At 61.9% G+C, this 20,269-nt stretch carries 19 protein-coding genes and 1 pseudogene; 10 read left to right on the top strand and 10 right to left on the bottom strand.

What is annotated here, in order from left to right; all coding sequences use genetic code 11:
• Positions 1 to 2 precede the first annotated feature (2 nt).
• From INT12_RS23870 to INT12_RS23850, 5 genes are all read right to left on the bottom strand, one after another.
• Positions 3 to 773: a TenA family transcriptional regulator gene (locus tag INT12_RS23870; RefSeq protein ID WP_186355089.1), complete on the bottom strand. Its 771-nt coding sequence runs from the start codon at positions 771 to 773 to the stop codon at positions 3 to 5.
• 78 nt (positions 774 to 851) lie between these two features.
• Positions 852 to 3,314 (bottom strand): EAL domain-containing protein, encoded by a 2,463-nt coding sequence (locus tag INT12_RS23865; RefSeq protein WP_193040881.1) that lies wholly within the window; start codon positions 3,312 to 3,314, stop codon positions 852 to 854.
• A gap of 71 nt (positions 3,315 to 3,385) precedes the next feature.
• Complete coding sequence (locus INT12_RS23860; protein WP_046382588.1) at positions 3,386 to 5,203, bottom strand: ABC transporter ATP-binding protein; 1,818 nt, start codon at positions 5,201 to 5,203, stop codon at positions 3,386 to 3,388.
• Complete coding sequence (locus tag INT12_RS23855) at positions 5,196 to 5,798, bottom strand: DsbA family protein (protein ID WP_169883702.1); 603 nt, start codon at positions 5,796 to 5,798, stop codon at positions 5,196 to 5,198. The genes INT12_RS23860 and INT12_RS23855 overlap by 8 nt, the downstream gene beginning before the upstream one ends.
• A 36-nt stretch (positions 5,799 to 5,834) precedes the next feature.
• Positions 5,835 to 6,776 (bottom strand): rhodanese-related sulfurtransferase, encoded by a 942-nt coding sequence (locus tag INT12_RS23850; RefSeq protein WP_193040882.1) that lies wholly within the window; start codon positions 6,774 to 6,776, stop codon positions 5,835 to 5,837.
• Positions 6,777 to 6,862: 86 nt separating this feature from the next.
• On the opposite strand from INT12_RS23850, the pseudogene INT12_RS31435 reads away from it, so the two are divergent.
• Positions 6,863 to 6,985, top strand: a pseudogene (locus INT12_RS31435) (outer membrane lipoprotein carrier protein LolA); the annotation flags it as partial.
• Between the two features lie 17 nt (positions 6,986 to 7,002).
• Here INT12_RS31435 and INT12_RS23845 read toward each other — a convergent pair.
• Together INT12_RS23845 and INT12_RS23840 are read right to left on the bottom strand one after the other, a co-directional pair.
• Positions 7,003 to 7,296, bottom strand: coding sequence for a BolA family protein (locus tag INT12_RS23845; protein ID WP_046483943.1), 294 nt, complete (start codon positions 7,294 to 7,296; stop codon positions 7,003 to 7,005).
• A gap of 6 nt (positions 7,297 to 7,302) precedes the next feature.
• Positions 7,303 to 7,821, bottom strand: coding sequence for a DUF2059 domain-containing protein (locus tag INT12_RS23840; protein ID WP_010567461.1), 519 nt, complete (start codon positions 7,819 to 7,821; stop codon positions 7,303 to 7,305).
• A gap of 193 nt (positions 7,822 to 8,014) precedes the next feature.
• Between INT12_RS23840 and INT12_RS23835 the strand changes: the two genes are divergently transcribed.
• The 6 genes from INT12_RS23835 to INT12_RS23810 all read left to right on the top strand — a co-directional run bounded on the left by INT12_RS23835 (position 8,015) and on the right by INT12_RS23810 (position 14,712).
• On the top strand, positions 8,015 to 9,403 hold the full coding sequence (locus tag INT12_RS23835; RefSeq protein WP_017845865.1) for a class II fumarate hydratase: 1,389 nt from the start codon (positions 8,015 to 8,017) through the stop codon (positions 9,401 to 9,403).
• Positions 9,404 to 9,915: 512 nt separating this feature from the next.
• Positions 9,916 to 11,073, top strand: coding sequence for a citronellyl-CoA dehydrogenase (gene atuD, locus INT12_RS23830; protein ID WP_193040750.1), 1,158 nt, complete (start codon positions 9,916 to 9,918; stop codon positions 11,071 to 11,073).
• Positions 11,070 to 11,837, top strand: coding sequence for an enoyl-CoA hydratase/isomerase family protein (locus INT12_RS23825; protein ID WP_193040751.1), 768 nt, complete (start codon positions 11,070 to 11,072; stop codon positions 11,835 to 11,837). Before atuD ends, INT12_RS23825 begins: the two co-directional genes overlap by 4 nt.
• A complete protein-coding gene (locus INT12_RS23820) occupies positions 11,834 to 13,747 on the top strand; it encodes an acetyl/propionyl/methylcrotonyl-CoA carboxylase subunit alpha (RefSeq protein WP_226926291.1) in 1,914 nt (637 codons plus the stop codon). The genes INT12_RS23825 and INT12_RS23820 overlap by 4 nt, the downstream gene beginning before the upstream one ends.
• A 73-nt stretch (positions 13,748 to 13,820) precedes the next feature.
• A complete protein-coding gene (locus INT12_RS23815; RefSeq protein WP_017849401.1) occupies positions 13,821 to 14,363 on the top strand; it encodes an exonuclease domain-containing protein in 543 nt (180 codons plus the stop codon).
• Between the two features lie 64 nt (positions 14,364 to 14,427).
• Positions 14,428 to 14,712: a pyrimidine/purine nucleoside phosphorylase gene (locus INT12_RS23810; protein WP_017849400.1), complete on the top strand. Its 285-nt coding sequence runs from the start codon at positions 14,428 to 14,430 to the stop codon at positions 14,710 to 14,712.
• A 62-nt stretch (positions 14,713 to 14,774) separates the two neighbouring features.
• Here INT12_RS23810 and INT12_RS23805 read toward each other — a convergent pair whose 3' ends face one another.
• Positions 14,775 to 15,581 (bottom strand): MOSC domain-containing protein, encoded by an 807-nt coding sequence (locus tag INT12_RS23805; RefSeq protein WP_046382533.1) that lies wholly within the window; start codon positions 15,579 to 15,581, stop codon positions 14,775 to 14,777.
• Between the two features lie 39 nt (positions 15,582 to 15,620).
• Positions 15,621 to 16,556 (bottom strand): chemotaxis protein CheV, encoded by a 936-nt coding sequence (locus INT12_RS23800; protein WP_017849398.1) that lies wholly within the window; start codon positions 16,554 to 16,556, stop codon positions 15,621 to 15,623.
• 552 nt (positions 16,557 to 17,108) lie between these two features.
• Here INT12_RS23800 and INT12_RS23795 point away from each other — a divergent pair.
• The 3 genes from INT12_RS23795 to INT12_RS23785 all read left to right on the top strand — a co-directional run bounded on the left by INT12_RS23795 (position 17,109) and on the right by INT12_RS23785 (position 19,387).
• Positions 17,109 to 17,558, top strand: coding sequence for a hypothetical protein (locus INT12_RS23795; RefSeq protein ID WP_169883684.1), 450 nt, complete (start codon positions 17,109 to 17,111; stop codon positions 17,556 to 17,558).
• Positions 17,559 to 17,837: 279 nt separating this feature from the next.
• A complete protein-coding gene (locus INT12_RS23790) occupies positions 17,838 to 18,731 on the top strand; it encodes a sensor histidine kinase (protein ID WP_017849396.1) in 894 nt (297 codons plus the stop codon).
• Positions 18,728 to 19,387 (top strand): response regulator, encoded by a 660-nt coding sequence (locus INT12_RS23785; protein ID WP_193040753.1) that lies wholly within the window; start codon positions 18,728 to 18,730, stop codon positions 19,385 to 19,387. Before INT12_RS23790 ends, INT12_RS23785 begins: the two co-directional genes overlap by 4 nt.
• On the opposite strand, the gene yegS is transcribed toward INT12_RS23785, so the two are convergent.
• Positions 19,346 to 20,266 (bottom strand): lipid kinase YegS, encoded by a 921-nt coding sequence (gene yegS / locus INT12_RS23780; protein WP_017849394.1) that lies wholly within the window; start codon positions 20,264 to 20,266, stop codon positions 19,346 to 19,348. The genes INT12_RS23785 and yegS overlap by 42 nt on opposite strands.
• Positions 20,267 to 20,269 lie beyond the last annotated feature (3 nt).

Raw genomic sequence — 20,269 nt, 5'->3', positions numbered from 1 at the left:
CATCACGCTTCGCTGGCGACGCGCACCAGGCGCTCGCGAACAGGCGCGGCCGCCGGTTTGTCTTTCTCCAGGCGCATGCAGTTTTCCAGGAACAGGTACATGTAGTTGTAGCTCTTGCACACGGCCTGGCGCAGCTCTGCCTGCAGTTGTCGGCTGGGGTTCGTACCGGCCAGGGTGCAGACGATTTCCAGCGCTTCCCAAGGGTGGGCGTCGTCGTACTGGGCATGCATCTTCAGCCACTTCATCGCGCGCTTGCGGTCTTCCTCGGGGAAGGCTGCCGCATAAACGCCGGTGGAGCACACCAACGCGGACCACTCCCCCGTCGCGCCCTCGATAGCATAGTTGGTGGCGGCGATCGCAACGATCAACGAATCGGCCGAACTGGTGTGCCAGCACCAATGGCTCAGTGCATGCAATTCCGGGGGTACGTTCTGTGCTTGCAGGTCTTCGAGGCTGACGCCGTGGGCGCGGGCCCAATGCAGCCAGTAATCGGCGTGGTTCAATTCCACCCGAATATTGCGCATCAGCCAACGCCGCGCCATATCCTCGCCAGGATGACGGGCAAACTTGGTCTTGGTGAGGTTCTGTGCCATATATAAGGCAAACTGTTCGACCACCGGCCAGCCACCGATCAGGTATTGGCGCATGGTCTTGGCGCTCAGCGTGTTATCACGCATGCGCTGATACAGTTCGTGTTCGACAACTCGGCGCTTGCTCTCGCTACAGTCCTGGATCAATTGCTGAGCCCAGGCGGGGTAACTCGAGGCTTCCATAAGCGGGCCGGTTCGGTTGAAGGTGTCGATCACTGTAAGGCTCCTTTTTAAGTGTGATTGTACAGACCAGCAAATGTTTCAGCGGAATGTGCCGGGCGCCTTGAATAACAGAGGCTGCGGCCGCACAGGTCGACACTGCAAACTATCAAAGGTAAACAATTGCGGGCGTTCAATCACATAGCCCTGAGCGTAATCCACACCAATCTCAAGCAATGCCTGTTCGATGTGCGGCGTTTCAACAAACTCAGCAATTGTGCGCTTACCCATGACGTGGCCGATGTGGTTGATCACTTCGACCATGGCGCGGTTAATCGGGTCGTCCAGCATATCCTTTACGAAACTTCCATCGATCTTCAGGAAGTCTACAGGTAAATGTTTCAGATAAGCGAATGAGGACATTCCGGCGCAGAAGTCATCCAGTGAGAAATGGCAACCTAAGGCTTTGAGTTCATTAATAAAGCGAATCGCACTGCCCAAATTGGCAATAGCGCAGGTCTCAGTTATTTCAAAACAAATCATTTCTGGCGGAACACTGTAAGCCGCGAACTTCTCGCGCAAAAAACCGAGAAAAGCGTCATCACCAATCGTTATGCCTGACAGATTAATCGCACACATTGCCATGGGCCGGCCCGGGCGCTCATGCATGCAACGGGCAATCAGGTTGAACACGTTGTCCACCACCCAGCGATCCAGGGAACTCATCAACCCGTAACGTTCGGCGGCCGGAATGAAACTGTCGGGCAGAATGATGCGGCCGGCCTCGTCATGCAGGCGCAGGAGGATTTCAATGTGCCCATTGTCGGCGTCGGTGGGCCCCAGGGGCGCGATTTCCTGGGAGTACAGGCAAAAGCGGTTTTCTTCCAGGGCCATGTGCAGGCGCTGCACCCAGGCCATCTCGCCAAAGCGCAAGGACAGCTCGGAGTCGTCCGCGTGGTAGACCTGCACGCGGTTGCGGCCCTTTTCCTTGGCCATATAGCAGGCCATGTCGGCGGCGCGCAGCGATGTTTCCAGGGTGGTCGGCACCTGGGAGATATGCACCAGGCCAATGCTGACGGTGGTCATGAACGGCCGGCCCTTCCACACGAAATGCAGGTTCTGCACCGTGTGGCGCAGGCTTTCGGCGATTTTTTCCGCCACCGACGCCGGGCAGTTCTCCAACAGGATGCCGAACTCGTCGCCCCCCAGTCGCGCCAGGGTGTCACCTTCACGCAGATCCGATTGCAACAGTGCGCAGATATGCCGCAACAGCTCGTCGCCTGCCGCATGGCCGCAGGTGTCGTTGACCAGCTTGAACTGGTCCAGGTCGAGGAACATCAAGGCATGCCGCCCGCTGTGCTCACGCGCGACTTGTTGCAGCACCTGTTCCAGGCGGAACTCGAACTCGCGACGGTTGGCCAGGCCGGTCAACGCGTCATGGGTCGCTTGCCACGACAGGTTGGCGATGTACTGACGTTCCTGGGTCATGTCGTGCAGAACCAGCACCGCGCCGCTGACTTTGCCGGCGCTGCGGATCGGCGCGCCCACCAGGGTCACCGAAACAGTGCTGCCATCCAGACGCTGGATGGTTTTGGAGTGTTCGCTGCCGCCGCTCAAGCGGCCCTTGGTGATGTGCTCGATCAGCGCAAAACCATCGGGCTGAGCATTTTCATCCAGCAGGTTGAACAGTGCCGCCAGGGGCAGGCCCTGGGCATGGGCCGACGTCCAGCGAGTCAGGGCCTCGGCGGCCGGGTTCATGTAGGCAATGGCGCCATCGACATCGGTGGTGATCACCCCATCGCCGATCGACTCCAGGGTGATCTGTGCCCGCTCCTTCTCCACTTGCAGGGCATCGGCGAACGCGTGCCGCTGCGCCAACAACTTGTGGGTACGCAGCAGCGCCAGGGCGATCAGGCACAAGGCCGTGGCCAGGTTGGTGATCAGCAACAGCCGCAGGACGACGCGCGAGCCTTCACCCAAGGCATCGCTGAACGCCTTGGCCGCCGGCGTCACGCCGTCGTTGATGGCAAAGATATGCGCCTTCCATTGCCGCACATCGTCGTCATGGACCTGACCCGCGGTGATCGCCCGGTGCATCGACCGGGCCAAATCATCCAGCTGGACCAGGTAGCCATCGCCCACGGTCCACAGTTCGATGGCTTTTTCCAGGTAGCTGAAATGGCGAAAGTTGAGGTACAGCCAGATCACGCTGGAGACGTCGTCCGGGTGGTTGCCACCCTTGATGATCCCCAGGCGCGCCGCCTTGAGGTCGGGGGCTGGATGGTCCAGGGCGACACGCAGTTCATGCCCGCCCTGGGGCACGGCAATGGCTTGCTGGTATTTGAGGTAGGTGGCTTCGTCGCGATTATCGGCGTACAGCGTCAGATAGTAGATGGCGTCTTTCTGGCCCTTGGACCACAGGCTTTCGCCGCCCACATAGACACGCACCGCTGAAAGCACATACAGACTGACACAGCCTAATAATGCCTGGAACAATACGACGGCAATAAAGGGCCAGACAATGCCCAACAACCTTGGCGTTCCGAGAGTCCGCTTCTGCTTCATGAAGTCCCTTGCACATGCACAGCTGAATACGCACGCGAACATCCGCTCCTAATAGCACAGCGTAGGCTAAATCAACGCACTTGTTGCAAGTGCCCGTAAAGTTTGGCGTACAAGCCACCCTCCGCGATCAGTTGCTGATGGTCGCCGTCCTCGGCGATATGCCCACCGTCGAACACCAGCACCCGATCAGCTTGTTTCACCGCCGAAAGCCGATGGGCAATGATCAGTGTAGTCCGCCCACTGAGAAACCGCGCCAACGCCTGGTGCAGGTTGTACTCGGTGGCGGCGTCCAAGGCCGAGGTTGCCTCATCCAGGATCACCACCTTCGGCTCGGCCAAGACCATGCGCGCAATCGCCAGCCGTTGGCGCTGGCCGCCGGAAAAGCGCACGCCAGAGCGCCCCACCACACTGTCCAGGCCCAGGGGCAACGCCTTGACGGTCGCCTCCAACTGGGCGATTTCCAGGGCCTGCCAACACGCCTGGTCACTGCGGTTGCGGCCCATGGTCAGGTTGGCACGCACGGTATCGTTGAACAGCGCGGGGTGTTGCAGCACCACCGCGACGTGCTCGCGGATGGTCTCCAGGCCGATTTCCTGCTGGGTTGCACCACCGAAACGAATACTGCCGGCCTGCGGTGTGTACAGCCCCAGCAGCAGTTGCACCAGGGTACTTTTACCGCCGCCGCTGGCGCCGACAATCGCGACCTTCTCACCAGGTTCGATGCTGAGGTTCAACTGGTCGAGCACCCGCTCTTCGCCATAGCCGAACGTCAGGCCACGCACGTCGATACCGACCGTTTCGCGCCCAGTGAACGGGTCTGCGCCGCCGACATATTGCGGCTCATCGGCACGGGCGAGCAGCTCGTTGATCCGCGTCAGCGCCCCGCCCGCCGCGTAGTAGGCATATTGCAGGTTCAACAACTGCTCCACCGGGCCGATCATGAACCACAGGTAGCTGAACACGGCGAGCATCTGGCCAATGGACAGGTCGGAAAACAGCACGGTGAGCATGGCCGCCGCGCGAAAAATATCGATGCCGAACTGGAACAGCAAACCGCTGGCGCGGCTGGAGGCGTCGGTTTTCCATTGGGAGTGGATCGCATAGTCACGCACTTCCTGGGCGCGCTGGCCGAGGCGCCCGAGGAAAAAGCCCTGGCGATTGCCGGCACGCACTTCCTGGATGGCGTCGAGGGTTTCGGTCAACGCCTGGGTGAAGCGCGAAGTGCTGTCGTTTTCCAGTTTTTTCAGGTGTTTGACGCGCTTGCCCAACTGCACCGTGGCATAGATCACCAGCGGGTTGAACAGCAGGATCAGCAACGCCAGTTGCCAGTGCATCCACACCAGAATCGCCGAGGTGCCGACCAGGGTCAGCATGGCCACCAGGAAACGGCTGAGGGTTTCGCCGACGAATTTGTCCAGCGTGTCCAGGTCGGTGACCAGGTGCGTGGTGACGGTGCCGCTGCCGAGGCTTTCGTACTCGCCGAGGGAAATACGCTTGAGCCGCTCGATCAGACGCACGCGGATGCGGTAGACGATGTCCTTGGCCAGCCGCGCAAACAAGCGCGCCTGCACCACGTTGAACACCAGCGCACCACAGCGCAGGGCCAGCGTCACCAGCAGCATCAGGCCGATATAACCGGCGGCTTTCTGCCAGCCCAGGGGCAGCGCGTGGTTCATTACCTTGAGCGCGGCATCGCCATGGCCCAGCAGCACTTCGTCGACCAGCAAGGGCAACAACAGGGGGATGGGCACGCTGCAGAGGGTCGCCAGTACGGCGACACCATTGGCGATCCACAGGGATTTCTTATGACGCAAGGCCAGGCGGCGGATTTCCGCCCAGGTCAGTCGATCGACGCGGTGGGAGGGCTCTGTGTCAGGCTGATCAGGCACAGGCGGCTCGCTCCAGCCAGCGGCCGAGCAGCGGTGACAGCTCGGACAGCGGCTGGTAGCCATTGGTCAGCAAGGCCAACTGGCCATTGCGCTCGGCCAGCAACGTCGGAAAACCGGCGATCCCCAAATCCTGCACCCAGGTGAAATCGGCGGCGGTGGCGGCGTGCTGCTCAGCACGGTCAAACGCCCCGGCGAACTCGATACGCGGTATGCCGGCTTTTTCCGCCAGCTCCACCAGAATACTGGCGAGGGTCACGTCGCGCCCCTCGACATAAAACGCATGCTGGATCAGCCCCAGCAGCTTCCACGCGCAATCCGGCGCCAGGCTGCGTGCGGTGACGATGGCGCGGCACGCCGGCTCAGTGTCGTAGACAAAACCGTCGGGCAGCGCGCCTTCATGCTTGAACGTCTGCCCGGTGGCGTCGGTGACCGCCTGCCAGTGTTCCAGGATATAGCGCCGGGTCGACGGGTCCAGCGCCGCGCCGCTGCCGGTGCGCAAGCCGCCCACCACCAGGTGCAGCTCCACGCCGGCCGCCCGGGCCTGCTCGACCAACGCCTCGGCTACCGGAGCAAAGCCCCAGCACCAGGAACACATCGGGTCCATTATGTAGAGCAGGCGCGCGGACATGGTTCAGGCCTCGGAAGGGGTTTGCTTGTAGTTGTAGCCAATCGGGTGCGGCATATTGCGAGCCTTGGCCAGTTCAATCTGCTTTTGCCGGTCGATCGCGCTGCGACGGGTTTTCTCCGGCAGCTTATCCCAGCAATGCGGGCAACTGATGCCCGCCACGTAGTGCTCGGATGCGCGGTCTTCCACACTAACCGGTGTGCGACAGGCATGACATTGATCGTAGTCGCCTTCGCTCAAGTCGTGGCGCACAGTGACGCGGTTGTCGAACACAAAGCAGTCGCCCTGCCATTTGGTCTCGGCCTGCGGCACCTCTTCGAGGTACTTCAGGATGCCGCCCTTGAGGTGGTAGACCTCATCGAAGCCTTCGCTGAGCATATAGCTGGAGGCCTTCTCGCAACGAATGCCGCCGGTGCAGAACATGGCGACTTTCTTGTGCTTGGCCGGATCGAAGTTGGCTTTGATGTAGTCGGGAAATTCGCGAAAACTGGTGGTTTTCGGGTCGATCGCGCCTTCAAAGGTGCCGATGGACACTTCATAGTCGTTACGCGTATCGATCAACAGCACTTGCGGGTCGCTGATCAGCGCGTTCCAGTCCTGCGGCTCGACATAGGTACCGACTTTTTTGTTCGGGTCGACGCCTTCGATGCCCAGGGTCACGATCTCTTTCTTGAGCTTGACCTTGGTGCGATAGAACGGCTGCTCGTCGCAGTACGACTCTTTGTGGTCGATATCGACCATGCGCGGGTCGTTCTTCAGCCAGGCCATCAAGCCATCAATGCCTTCGCGGCTGCCGGAAACGGTGCCGTTGATGCCTTCTTCGGCGATCAGCAAGGTGCCTTTGATGCCGTTGTCGACCATCGCCTGCAGCAAGGGCTCGCGCAGGGCGACGTAATCTTCGAGGGTGACGAACTTATACAGTGCCGCCACGACAATCGGTTGAGTCATGGGTGTTCTCTCCAGGTGGCTACCCTCGTAAGGGGTGAACCGGATGCAAAAAAAACGCGCCGGCTAAGCGGCGCGTTGCGGATTCTATCAGGGATGAACCGTTAACTGTAGGAGCGAGCTTGCTCGCGAAGGTCGTGAACGATGACACGGATAACCTGACGCCCAGCGGCGCTCTGAGTTTTTTCGCGAGCAAGCTCGCTCCTACAGTAGATTCAACATCAACCCGTCAATGGCCGCCAGCGCAGGTCGGCGAGGCCGGGGCTGCGTCGGTTTTCGCCCATTCCTCAGGCGTATAGGTATGCAGCGCCAGCGCATGAAACTCGCTCATCAGGTCACCCAGGCTGGCGTAGACCTTCTGGTGGCGCTTGACGCGGTTAAGCCCTTCGAACTGCTGGCTGACCAGCACGGCCTTGAAGTGGGTCTGCAACCCACGGCTGTGCATGTGGCTTTCGTCCAGCACGCTCAGGTGGTCCGGGCCCAGGGCGGCAAGCGCCGTTTCGATACGCTGTTGCATGGTCATTCCTGCTTACTTCTTCTTGGCCGGTGCGGCGGCTTTAGGTGTCAGCTCGTTGGTCATGTCTTCCAACAACTTGTTCACCACCGGCACGGCGCTTTCCAGCTTGGCCTGGGTCATCTGGGCCGATTGCTGGGTCAGTTGCGGCATTTTTTCCAGGACTTTCTTGCCCAGCGGCGACTGGTAGAAGGCAACCAGATCCTTGAGTTCGGATTCGCTGAAGTTGCTGGTGTAGAGCTTGACCATGTCCGGTTTCAGTTTTGGCCAGCCGATGGCCTGGTCCAGGGCGGCGTTGGCCTTGGCCTGGTAGCTGTCCAGTACGGACTGCTTGGCGGCAGGCGCTTTGGTCTGTTCGAAACGCTGGGCGAACATTTGCTGCACTTGCATGTACACCGGGGTCCCCAGCTTGTCAGCGTGGGCCAGGGTAAGGAAGGCTTCGGCACTGGCGTTGTGGCTGGCGGTATCGGCAAAAACCTGGCCGCTGGCGCAAACCAGAGCAACCGCGGTACAGATGGCACGAAGACGAGTCATCAAGTTTCCTTTTCTAGCAGGCGAGGTAAGACCCCAAGGGCGCCCATTCTGCGCCTAAAAAACGCCATGGCTCAACCCCACCGCTTGTCAGGCATGGATTTGCGGTGGATGAATCCGATGAAACGGCTTTTATGGAACCCCAAGGGCCGATCACGGCCTAAACTGCGCAAACGAACCTGAAGGAGTGTGCCCGATGAGCCGTATCGAAACCGACAGCCTGGGAGAAGTCCAAGTCCCGGATGACGCTTACTGGGGCGCGCAGACCCAACGCTCGCTGGTGAACTTCGCCATCGGTGAGCAGCGCATGCCCCTGGCGGTGTTGCACGCCCTGGCCCTGATCAAGAAAGCCGCCGCCCGGGTCAACAGCCGCAACGGCGACCTGCCCGCCGACATTGCGCGCCTGATCGAACAGGCCGCCGACGAAGTACTCGACGGCCAGCATGACGACCAGTTCCCGCTGGTGGTGTGGCAGACCGGCAGCGGCACCCAGAGCAACATGAACGCCAACGAAGTGATCGCCGGGCGTGCCAACGAGCTGTCGGGCAAGACGCGCGGCGGCAAGAGCCCGGTGCATCCGAACGACCATGTGAACCGCTCCCAGAGTTCCAACGACTGCTTCCCCACCGCGATGAACATCGCGGCGGTGCAGGCGGTCAACCAGCGACTGTTGCCAGCGATCACGCACCTGTCCGGCGGGCTGGCGGAATTGTCGGCGCGGCATATGAAGCTGGTGAAGACCGGTCGCACCCACATGATGGATGCCACGCCGATCACCTTTGGCCAGGAACTCTCGGCGTTCATCGCCCAGCTCGATTACGCCGAACGCGCGATCCGCAGCGCCCTGCCCCAGGTGTGCGAGCTGGCCCAGGGCGGCACCGCCGTCGGCACCGGGCTCAATTCGCCCCACGGCTTTGGCGAGGCGATTGCCGCCGAGCTGGCAGCCTTGTCGGGTTTGCCGTTCGTGACCGCACCCAACAAATTCGCCGCCCTCTCCGGCCACGAACCGCTGGTGACGCTGCACGGCGCCCTGAAAACCCTGGCCGTGGCCCTGATGAAAATCGCCAACGACCTGCGCCTGCTCGGCTCCGGCCCGCGCGCCGGGCTGGCGGAAGTCAAACTGCCGGCCAACGAACCGGGCAGCTCGATCATGCCCGGCAAGGTCAACCCGACCCAGTGCGAAGCGCTGTCGATGCTCGCCTGCCAGGTCCTGGGCAACGACGTGACCATCGGCATTGCCGCCAGCCAGGGGCATTTGCAGTTGAACGTGTACAAACCGGTGATCATCCACAACCTGCTGGAATCGATCCGCTTGCTGGCCGACGGCTGCAACAACTTCCAGGAACACTGCATCACCGGCCTCGAGCCCGACGCCGAACAAATGGCCGCGCACCTGGAGCGCGGGCTGATGCTGGTGACCGCGCTCAACCCGCACATCGGCTACGACAAATCGGCGCAGATCGCCAAAAAGGCTTACGCCGAAGGCCTGACCCTGAGGGAAGCCGCACTGGCCCTGGGCTACCTCACCGACGAACAGTTCGACCAATGGGTACGCCCGGAAAACATGCTGGAGGCCGGACAATAAGCGCATAGCACGTGCTTTTGCTTTGCTCTTGCTCTTGCTCTGCTTTTGATCTTAGGCGCCCCGTTAAACCACGCTGGCCGAACGCAGGTTTGAATCCGTGGGTAACCCGGCAGGACGCCGGGTTAGCCGTCCTGGGCCAGGGATGGCCCATGACGGCGGCCCACGGATTCAAGCCTGCGTTCGGGCACACCGAGCCTAGGCGAGGTGCCGAGTGGTGGGGCAAGAGCCCTTTTGGTTACTTTTGGGGCTCTTTTCCAAAAGTGACCCGCTGTAAGAGCGGAACCCATAGCAGCCGTTACCAAAGAAACGGATATGTACTCAACCCAAAAAAATGGTCGGCCCAGAGGCCGCCATCGGGGGCAAGCCCCCTCCCACATTTGGAGCTAGGTGAGCCCAATTTCGAGCGAGGTGAGCCCATTGGATATCTACCCGCTGTAAGACCGCCAGCAAACCAGCTCCCACAGATGGAGCCATGCACACCCGAAGAACGCCCACACGGAGAACAATAAAAAATGATCTTCACCCAGGAACACCAGGCACTGCGCCGCACCGTCCGCGCCTTCGTCGACCGCGAGATCAACCCCCACGTCGACGAATGGGAAAAAGCCGGCCGCTTCCCCATCCACGATATCTTGCGCAAGGCCGGCGACCTCGGCCTGCTGGGCATCTCCAAACCCAAGCAATTCGGCGGCATGGGCCTGGACTACAGCTACTCCATCGTCGCCGCCGAAGAATTCGGCAGCATCCGCTGCGGCGGCATCCCCATGTCCATCGGCGTACAGACCGACATGTGTACCCCCGCCCTCGCCCGCTTCGGCTGCGACGCACTGCGCGAAGAATTCCTGCGCCCGGCCATCAGCGGCGCGCAAGTCGGTTGCATCGGCGTCTCGGAAGCCGGCGCCGGTTCCGATGTGGCCGGGCTGAAGACCCAGGCACGCAAGGACGGCGACGACTACGTGATCGACGGCAGCAAAATGTGGATCACCAACTCGCCGAGCGCCGACTTCATGTGCCTGCTGGCCAACACCTCCGACGACAAGCCGCACCTCAACAAGTCGCTGATCATGGTGCCGATGAACACACCGGGGATCAGCGTCAGCCCGCCCTTGGAAAAACTCGGCATGCACAGCTCCGAGACCGCCCAGGTGTTCTTCGACGGCGTGCGTGTGCCGCAACGCAACCGCATCGGCCATGAAGGTGCGGGGTTCATGATGCAGATGCTGCAATTCCAGGAAGAACGCCTGTTTGGCGCGGCCAATATGATCAAGAGCCTGGAGTCCTGCATCGACAGCACGATCGAATACTGCAAGGAGCGCCAGACCTTCGGCAAAGCGCTGATCGACAATCAGGTGATTCACTTTCGCCTGGCCGAACTGGCCACCGAAATCGAATGCCTGCGCGCCCTGGTCTACCAGGCCACCGAGCAGTACATCAAAGGCCAGGATGTGACGCGCCTGGCCTCCATGGCCAAGCTCAAGGCCGGGCGGCTGGGCCGCGAAGTCAGCGACAGTTGCCTGCAATACTGGGGCGGCATGGGCTTTATGTGGGACAACCCGGTGGCCCGCGCCTATCGCGATATGCGCCTGGTGTCGATTGGCGGCGGCGCCGACGAAATCATGCTGGGCATCATCTGCAAACTGATGGGCACCCTGCCGGGGAAAAAACCATGAACACCCTGCTGCTCGAACCCCATAACGGTGTGCTGCACATCACCCTCAACCGTCCGCAAAGCCGCAACGCGATGAGCCTGGAGATGGTCAATGAACTGCGCGCGGTGCTGGCGCAGTTGGACGATCAGGTGCGCGCGCTGGTGATCAGCGGCGCGGCCGGGCATTTCTGTGCCGGGGCGGACGTGAAAGACCTGCTCGGCGCCAGCGACAAGGCGCAATTGCAGGCGCTGAACCGCGCGTTCGGCACCTTGCTGCAGGAAGTTGAAGCCGCGCCCCAGGTGGTGATCGTGGTGCTGCAAGGCGCGGTGCTGGGCGGTGGCTTTGGTTTGGCGTGCGTCAGTGATATTGCGCTGGCCGATCACCAGGCGCAGTTCGGCTTGCCCGAGACCAGCCTGGGCTTGCTGCCGGCGCAGATCGCGCCGTTTGTGGTCAAGCGCATCGGTCTGACGCACGCGCGCCGGCTGGCGCTGACGGCGGCGCGGTTCGACGGGGTCGAGGCTGAGCGCTTGGGCGTGGTGCATTTTGTCGAGCGCGATCCGCAGGCATTGGCCGAACGCCTGGATGAAGTGCTGGGCCAGGTATTGCGTTGCGCGCCGGGGGCGAATGGGCGGACCAAGGCCTTGCTGCTGGCCAGCGCGGAGCAACCGCTGGGGCCGTTGCTGGATCAGGCCGCCGCGTGGTTCGCCGAGGCGGCGACGGGCGAAGAAGGGATCGAAGGCACCCAGGCCTTTGTGCAACAGCGCAAGCCACGGTGGGCCGAATGAACAAGATCCTGATCGCCAACCGCGGCGAAATCGCCTGCCGCATCCAGCGCACCGCCCAGGCCTTGGGCTACCGCACCGTAGCGGTCTACAGCGACGCCGACGCCCAGGCCGCGCACGTGCAGATGGCCGACGAAGCCGTGAATATCGGCCCGGCACCGGTGCAGCAGTCCTACCTGAATATCCCGGCGATTCTCAGCGCAGCTCAACGCACGGGTGCCGACGCGGTCCACCCCGGTTATGGCTTTCTCTCTGAAAACCCCGATTTCGCCCGCGCCTGCATAAACGCCGGGCTGACCTTCATCGGCCCCAGCGTCGAGGCCATCGAACTGATGGGCAGCAAGCGCCGGTCCAAACTCGCCATGCTCGAGGCCGGTGTCCCGTGCGTCGCCGGCTATCAAGGCAGCGCCCAGGACGACGCCACGTTGCAAATAGAAGCTGAACGCATCGGCTTCCCGCTGATGATCAAGGCCAGTGCCGGCGGCGGCGGCCGAGGTATGCGCCTGGTGCATCAGCGCGAACACCTGCAAGAGCAACTGCGCAGCGCCCGCTCCGAAGCCCTGAATGCGTTCGGCAGCGACGAACTGATCCTGGAACAGGCGCTGATCGAGCCGCGCCACGTCGAAATCCAGCTGTTCGGCGACAGCCACGGCAATCTGATCCACCTCGGCGAACGCGACTGCTCGGTCCAGCGCCGCCATCAGAAAATCATTGAAGAGGCGCCCTGCCCGGTGATGACCCCGGCCCTGCGCCAGGCCATGGGCGAGGCGGCGCTCAAGGCCGGGCGTGCGGTGAATTACGTCGGCGCCGGCACGGTGGAGTTCCTGCTCGACCGCGACGGCCGGTTCTACTTCCTGGAGATGAACACTCGCCTGCAAGTCGAACACCCGGTCACCGAACTGATCAGCGGCCTCGATCTGGTCGACTGGCAACTGCAAATTGCCGCAGGCCAACCGCTGCCGTTACAGCAAGCGCAGGTCAGCCTCAGCGGCCACGCCATGGAAGTGCGCCTGTACGCCGAAGACCCGGCCCAGGGCTTTCTGCCGCAAACCGGTGCGGTGCTGCGCTGGGAACCGGCCGCGGGCGTGCGGGTCGACCACGGCGTTCTCGAAGGTCAGCGCATCAGCCCGTTCTATGACCCGCTGCTCGGCAAGATCGTCGCCCATGGCGCCACCCGCGAGGAGGCGCGGCGCAAGCTGCTGCGCGCCGTGGAGGACACGGTGCTGCTGGGCGTGGCGAGCAACCAGCAGCTGTTGACCGACCTGCTCAAGCACCCGAAGTTTATCCACGGCGACTTCAGCACCGCGTTGATCGCCGAACACTTCAGCGAGATCCACCGCCCCCGCGCATCCGCCGAACAGTTGGCCCTGGCCGCCGCGCTGTTTTATCAACACAGCGCTCAGGCCCATGCCCCGGCCTTATCAGGGTGGCGCAACGGCGCTGACGTGCCGTGGAGCTATCAGTTGGCCGTCGACGATGCGGTCCAGGACATCACGGTCAGCGTCCTCGCCGACCATCACCTGCAGGCCAACGGCATCGACATCCGCCACCTCAGCAGCGACGGCCGCTGGGCCACCGCAGTGATCAACGGCATCCGCCGCCGCAGTGCCTACCACCTCGACGGTGCCCAACTGTGGCTACCGGGCGTGAGCGTGACCAACCGCACCCACCACGTCGCCAACCGCCAGCCCCCGGCCGGCGGCGGCAGGGTCGAGGCGCCGATGGACGGCGCCATCGTCGATGTGCGCGTGCGCGCCGGTGAACGCGTCACCCAGGGGCAACTGCTGCTGGTGCTCGAAGCGATGAAAATGGAGCATCCGCTGAAGGCCGGCATCGACGGTGTGGTCAAGGCCGTGCAGGTCATGGCCGGCGATCAGGTGCGCAATCGCCAGGTGTTGCTGGAGATCGAATAAAGCCTGGGCGGAACTACGCGGCCGGGCTACGCTCTATCCCCATCAGGACGGGAAGAGTACGGGAATCTGCACGATGCCTCATTGGCTGATTATTGACCTTGAAGCCACAACGGATGACGGCGGCTGGCCCGTGACGGAGATGGAAGTCATCGAGATCGGCGCAAGCCTGGTCAACCGCCAGGGCCGCGAGTTGGATCATTTCCAGCGTTTTGTGCGACCGCAGCGGCGTCCATTGCTGACGCCCTTCTGCCGCAAGCTGACCCATATCAGCCAGGCGAACATGGACAGCGCCGCGCCCTTCGGCGATGTGTGGGCGCTGTTCGAGCGCTGGCTGGGCCAGCATCAGGCACACCTGGAAGGTTGGGCCAGCTGGGGCGACTACGATCGCCAGCAGCTCGAGCTGGAGTGGCAGCGCCATGGCCTGAGCAGCGCGCTGGCCCAAACGCCCCATATCAACCTCAAGCAACGCTTCGCCAAGGCCCGGCGCCTGGACAAGCCAACGGGGCTCAATAGCGCCCTGCAATTGGCGGGAATGCAGTTCAATGGCCAGCAACACCGGGCGCTGGAAGATGCGCGCAACACCGCACGCCTGTTACCGCTGATTTTGCCGGTCTAGGCAGCTCCCTTGCCCTTGGGCATACTGGCCGACCTTTCCAGACCCTTTTTCCGAGGATTCGCCCATGTTTAAAGTCAACGAGTACTTCGACGGCACCGTCAAGTCGATCGCTTTCGGCACCGCAGAAGGTCCGGCGACCATCGGCGTCATGGCCCCGGGTGAATACGAATTCGGCACCGCCCAGCGTGAAATCATGCACGTGGTATCCGGCGCCCTGACCGTCAAGCTGCCCGACAGCAGCACCTGGGAAACCTTCGCCGCCGGCAGCCTGTTCCACGTTCCGGCCAACAGCAAGTTCCAGCTGAAGGTCGCCGTGGACACCGCTTACCTGTGCGAATACCGCGGCTAAGCAATTCCCGCGCGAAAAAAATGCCCGTCTCGCAGGAGACGGGCATTTTTTTTGGGGACGCATTATTCGAGGACAGTCACCGGCATGCCCACTTCCAGGCGGCCCACGCCATCGTTGACCAGGTTCTGGCCGAACATCGCGCCGTCTTCGGTCTTGCGATAGGCCTCCAGCGTCACGAAGGGTTCGCGGTCGGCACTGCGCTCGCCGGTCTGCGGGTCGATGGTGGTCAGAATGCAGCGTGAGCACGGCTTGACCACGCGAAACTCGACATCGCCGATGCGCAGGCGTTTCCAGCCGTCTTCGGCGAACGCATCGCCACCGTCGATCACCAGGTTGGGGCGAAAGCGCAGCATTTCCATGGGCCGACCGACGTGCCGGGACAGGTCGTCCAGGGAGGCCTGGCCGATCAGCAGCAACGGGTAACCGTCGGCGAACGCGACCTGATCATCGTCCTTGCCATAACCGGCTTGTGTGGTGCGCGCGCGCTCCAGCGGGATGTGGACCAGCCGCGTTGGCTTGCCGATAAAGTCGCTGACCCAGGCGGCGGCGGCATCGCCCGCATCCGGCACGCGCAAGGTGTCGCGCCAGATGGTCACACCGCGCAGTTCAGCCTCGCTGCCGGGCAACGCCACGTCCAGCGCTGCGTAGCCAGGCGAACTGAGGGTCAGGCCACCGCTGCGGTTCCACAGCGCAGACAGCTGGCTCATCGTCGCCACGGCGCGCTGCGTCAAGAAACGCCCGCTGGCTTCGTCCACCAGCATCCAGCGTCGATCGCCATCCAACCCGAGCTTGTCCAGGCCGATCTGCTGCAACGTTTCGGCCTTGCCGGATTTCAAAGGGTAACGGTACAGCGCGCTGAGACGGAGCATGAGCCTGCATTCCTGAGGGGCAAAACCGTCACCCTAAGGTCAAGCCGACGCTTCGTCCAGCATCAGTCGCTGACGCACCACATCCACCAGCTTGTCCGGCTGGAATTTGGACAGGAAGTTATCGCACCCGACCTTCTTCACCATCGACTCGTTGAAACTGCCCGACAGCGAGGTGTGCAGCACCACGTACAGCTCACGCAGGCGTGGGTCATTGCGGATCTCGGTGGTCAGGCGGTAGCCGTCCATCTCAGGCATTTCGGCGTCGGTGAAGATCATCAGCAATTTGTCGGTCATCACCTGGCCGCTGTCGGCCCAGGCCTTGAGCATGTTCAGCGCCTTGAGGCCGTCACTGGCGATGTGCATCTTCACGCCCAACTGGCCCAGGGTGTCGCGCAACTGCGACAGCGCGACATTGGAGTCGTCCACCAGCAGCACTTCACGGCCACGGGCGCGCTCCAGTATCGGGTCATCGAGTTTATCGCGGGAGACCTTGGCGTTGTATGGCACGATCTCGGCGAGGACTTTTTCCACATCGATGATTTCCACCAACTGGTCATCGACCTTGCTGATGGCCGTGAGGTAGTGCTGGCGCCCGGCGCTGGTCGGCGGCGGCAGGATGGCTTCCCAGTTCATGTTGACGATGCGATCGACGCCGCCCACCAGGAACGCCTGCACCGAGCGGTTGTACTCGGTGACGATGATGGTGCTGTTGGGCCCCGGCACCAGCGGGCGCATGCCGATGGCCTGGGACAGGTCGATCACCGGCAGGGTCTGGCCGCGCAGGTTGACCACGCCGCACACAAACGGGTGGCGCTGAGGCATCAGGGTCAGCTTGGGCAGTTGCAAGACCTCCTGCACCTTGAACACGTTGATCGCGAACAGCTGCCGCCCGGCCAGGCGAAACATGAGAATCTCCAGGCGATTCTCACCCACCAATTGCGTGCGTTGATCTACCGTGTCGAGAATGCCGGCCATTAAAAAGCTCCTGATATGCGCGCAAGTCGCGCTAAGGGATTATGCAGTTCACTAGGCTTGTTATCGGCGGCAAGCGCCAGACCTTGACCCCTGTAAAATGCCACGTAAATCCATTGATGTCACACTGACATCATGCTTTACTTCGCTGGCCTCTTAATTCGGCAGAATAGCGACATTGCGCGACACTCACATCGACGCAAGGTTCCGCTATATAAGGGATTCCCCTAGGCACAATCAGGCCCAACCTGATATTCGCGATATCTAATTGCCATTAATGTGACGCCATTCTCATTGCATGAATGGAGTCAGGCTTTTGTTTGCCATCGCAAGCCCACGGCCCACGGGTCTTCAAGACACTCACCTGTCGGCAATCGAAGTTGCGCAATCGGCCCCGATGACGAGGGCAGTGTGCGCCTCGCATGATCATTCAAATAAACGTCCTACTAAAGTCTCAGAAGCGCCCTACAGATTTCAGTCATCTTTCAGCGGTAGTTTTACGCTATTCACGCAGTGCGACATCTCATCACCCGACCTTATGTTGCGGAGACTTGCATGATGAATAGCGCGAACGAGTGGCAAGCTGCACTTCCCGAATTCTTGCTCGAGGCCGAAAAGCTGCTGAACAAGTCGGAGGAGTGCCTGAGCCATCTGCATTTGATTCGTAACGACAGCGATGCCATCGAATGCATGAACTTCAGCCTCGCGACGCTCGCCGAAAAGGCCGACGATCTGGCGCTGCGGGCGATCAGCGAGTTTTCGCGGCATATCCAGTACCTGATTGCCAACGCGGCGAACCCGCTGCAACTGCACGATCAGGCCCTCGATGCCTTGCACAATTGTCTGACATTACTGGCGTGGCAACTGGAGCTGATCGACACCCGCACCGGTGAACTGAGTTTGGACGAAAGTGAACAAACTTCACTGATTGCGACGGTCACTCTCCAGATCCCGCAAAAGGACTTCGCCAACAAGCCTCAGCAGCGTCTGCACCATGTTTCATGAAAGACTGCGCCGTTAACCGCTAAGGTGTCGCTTTCATCCAGCGTCTTGCCCAAAAACGACAAGAATAACTAATGTGTCCTGCAATAAGTGGCGACAACCAAGTTGCCCGCGCTATAAAGCCAACCCATACAAAACAACCGCCAACATATAACTATTCTTAATAGGCATGCCCCCACTCCGTGCAAATGACGCCTGGCGACCAACGGTAAGCAAAGTGTTACCATGCCGCCCTCGAAGTGACCTAACGTCATGATGCATAAAACGTGAAAAGCATCCGCTATGTACGCCAGCCTCAAGTCACTCCTCGTCAAATCCGCTTCCCGCAGCAATGCCCGTCGACTGGTTCTCGTGTTGTGCCTGTGCTCACTGCTGCTGGGGCTGTGGGCCTACGCTCACTCCGCGCCCTTGCCATTGATGGTGTTGCTGATCAACGTGGCCACCCTGGTGCTGATGGGCCTGCGCCAGTGGAGCTCACGTAAATCGATCAAGTTCCAGCCCCAGGAACTGGCCGATCGCCTGTTGCAAGTCCAGGAAAACGAGCGGCACCGCCTCAGCCGTGAGCTGCACGACGATATCGGCCAATTGCTCACCGCCGCCAAGCTGCAAAGCGAATGGCTCAAGCGCCGCCTGCCGGAAGACCTGCAGGGCCAATGCACAGTGCTGTGCAACACCCTGAACGAGACCTTGGCCAAGGTGCGCGACGTGTCCGCCATTCTCAACCCGCGTCAGTTGGCCAGCCTGGGCCTGGAAGCCAGCCTGCGCGCGCACCTGCTCAAGACCCTGGGAAACACCTCGATTCATTGGAGCCTGGAATGCCAGCAACGGCTGACCGGCATTCCCGAAGAAATGGCCGTGGCCGCTTTTCGCATCACCCAGGAAGCGGTGACCAACATGCTGCGCCATGCCCAGGCGCAAAACCTGCTGGTTCGCCTGCAACGCCTGCCCCAGGGCCTGTCGCTGTTTATCAGTGATGACGGCCAGGGCTTTTCGCCCGCCAGCAACCCAGGCCTGGAAGGCCAACGGGGCATGGCGGGCATGTCCGAGCGGATTGATCAACTGGGAGGCACCTTGTCCGTCAGCAGCCAGCCAGGCAAAGGCACCCGGATCGACGCGCTTTTCCCCTGGGCGCCGCGCGCCCTCGAACGGGCCAGTCCCCTGAAGGTTCTCGAGTGACCCGCACTTTACTCCTGGTGGATGACCACGCACTGATCAGGGCCGGCGTCCGCGCGCTGGTCCTGGACATTCCCGGCTACACGGTGATTGGCGAAGCCAGCGATGGCGCGCAGGTGCTGGAAACATTCAGCGCCCTGCTGCCGGATATCGTGCTGCTGGACCTGTCGATGAAACACACCGGCGGCCTGGATGCGTTGCACCAGCTCAAGACGGCCTACCCCAAAAGCAAGGTGCTGATCCTGTCGATGCACACCGACCCGGAGCTGATCATGCGAGCCCTGGAGGCCGGCGCCCATGGCTACCTGCTCAAGGACACCAGCGCCAACGAACTGGAGCAGGCACTGCTGGCGCTGAGCAATGACGAGCGCTACCTGAGCCCGGCGATTGCCCACACCGTGATCAGCCAGGCGCTGGTACGCAACCAGGCCCCGTCCCCCCCGGTCGTCCACAACCACAACCTCACCGCTCGCCAGTTGGAAATCCTGCGCCTGGTCGTGCGTGGCAAATCCACCCGGGAAATCGCCCACGGCCTCGGGTTGAGCATCAAGACCGTGGAAGCCCATCGCTCGCAAATCATGAAGCGCCTGCAGATTTTCGATGTGGCGGGCCTGGTGTTATTTGCCGTGCGCGAGCAGATCATCAGCCTGGACGACTAAGGGCGAACCCGGCGGCAGGTGGACGCGCAGGGCCTTGGGCACGACCTCGAAATGCAGGTCATCGCCTTGCAGCGGTTCGCCATCCAGGTTGATATACAAACCTTGCGCGACCTTGATCTTGACCCACGGCAGGCGCGCGCGGACAAACATGGTGTCCAGGCCCCAGCCATTGTTCATCAGTTCACGCAGGGTGCCGACCACTTCCTGGGGGGCCGGCAAAATGCTGATGTCCAGCAGCCCATCGTCCGCCAGTGCGTCGGGACACAGCGCATGCCCACCGCCCGCCTGGCGGCCATTGCCGATGCCCAGCGCGAGCAGCTCGCCTTTCCAATGGAAATCCGGGCCTTCCAGCTCGCCATACGCGGCCTTCAACTCACTGAAGCGCGACAAGCCGGTGAACAGATAGGCCGCGCCGCCCAGCACTTTCTTCAGTTCTTCGGAGGTATTGGCGGTGACCTGGCTGCCGAAGCCGCCGGTGGCCATGTTGAGGAATACTTGCCCGCCGACGCGGCCGAGGTCGATCGCCCTGGCCGGCACATCCAGCAACGCCAGGGCCTGGTCGGGCTGCAGCGGCACACCGGCGGCGCGGGCAAAATCATTGGCGGTGCCCAACGGCATCAGCACCAGGCTCGCGTCGGTCCCGGCCTGGGCCATCGCCTCGGCCACATCGCGCAAGGTGCCGTCACCGCCGCCGGCAATGATGTGCGTGTACCCGCCGTCCAGGGCCTCGTTGACCAGCCGCTGCGCGTCGCCGCCCTCCCACGTCACCCGCACCGCCAGCTCCCAGCCCTGCTCACGCCGAGCCAGCACCGCAGCGCGCACGTCCTCGTTGAGGGCTTGCTTGCCGTGGAGGATCAACAGGGCTTTGTGGGTGGTCATGGG

The sequence above is a fragment of the Pseudomonas sp. K8 genome (genome assembly GCF_014889455.1).
Lineage (GTDB): Bacteria > Pseudomonadota > Gammaproteobacteria > Pseudomonadales > Pseudomonadaceae > Aquipseudomonas > Aquipseudomonas veronii.
The sequence above is the reverse complement of the archived record's forward strand: the minus strand, read 5'-3'. Positions and strand labels throughout refer to the sequence as shown.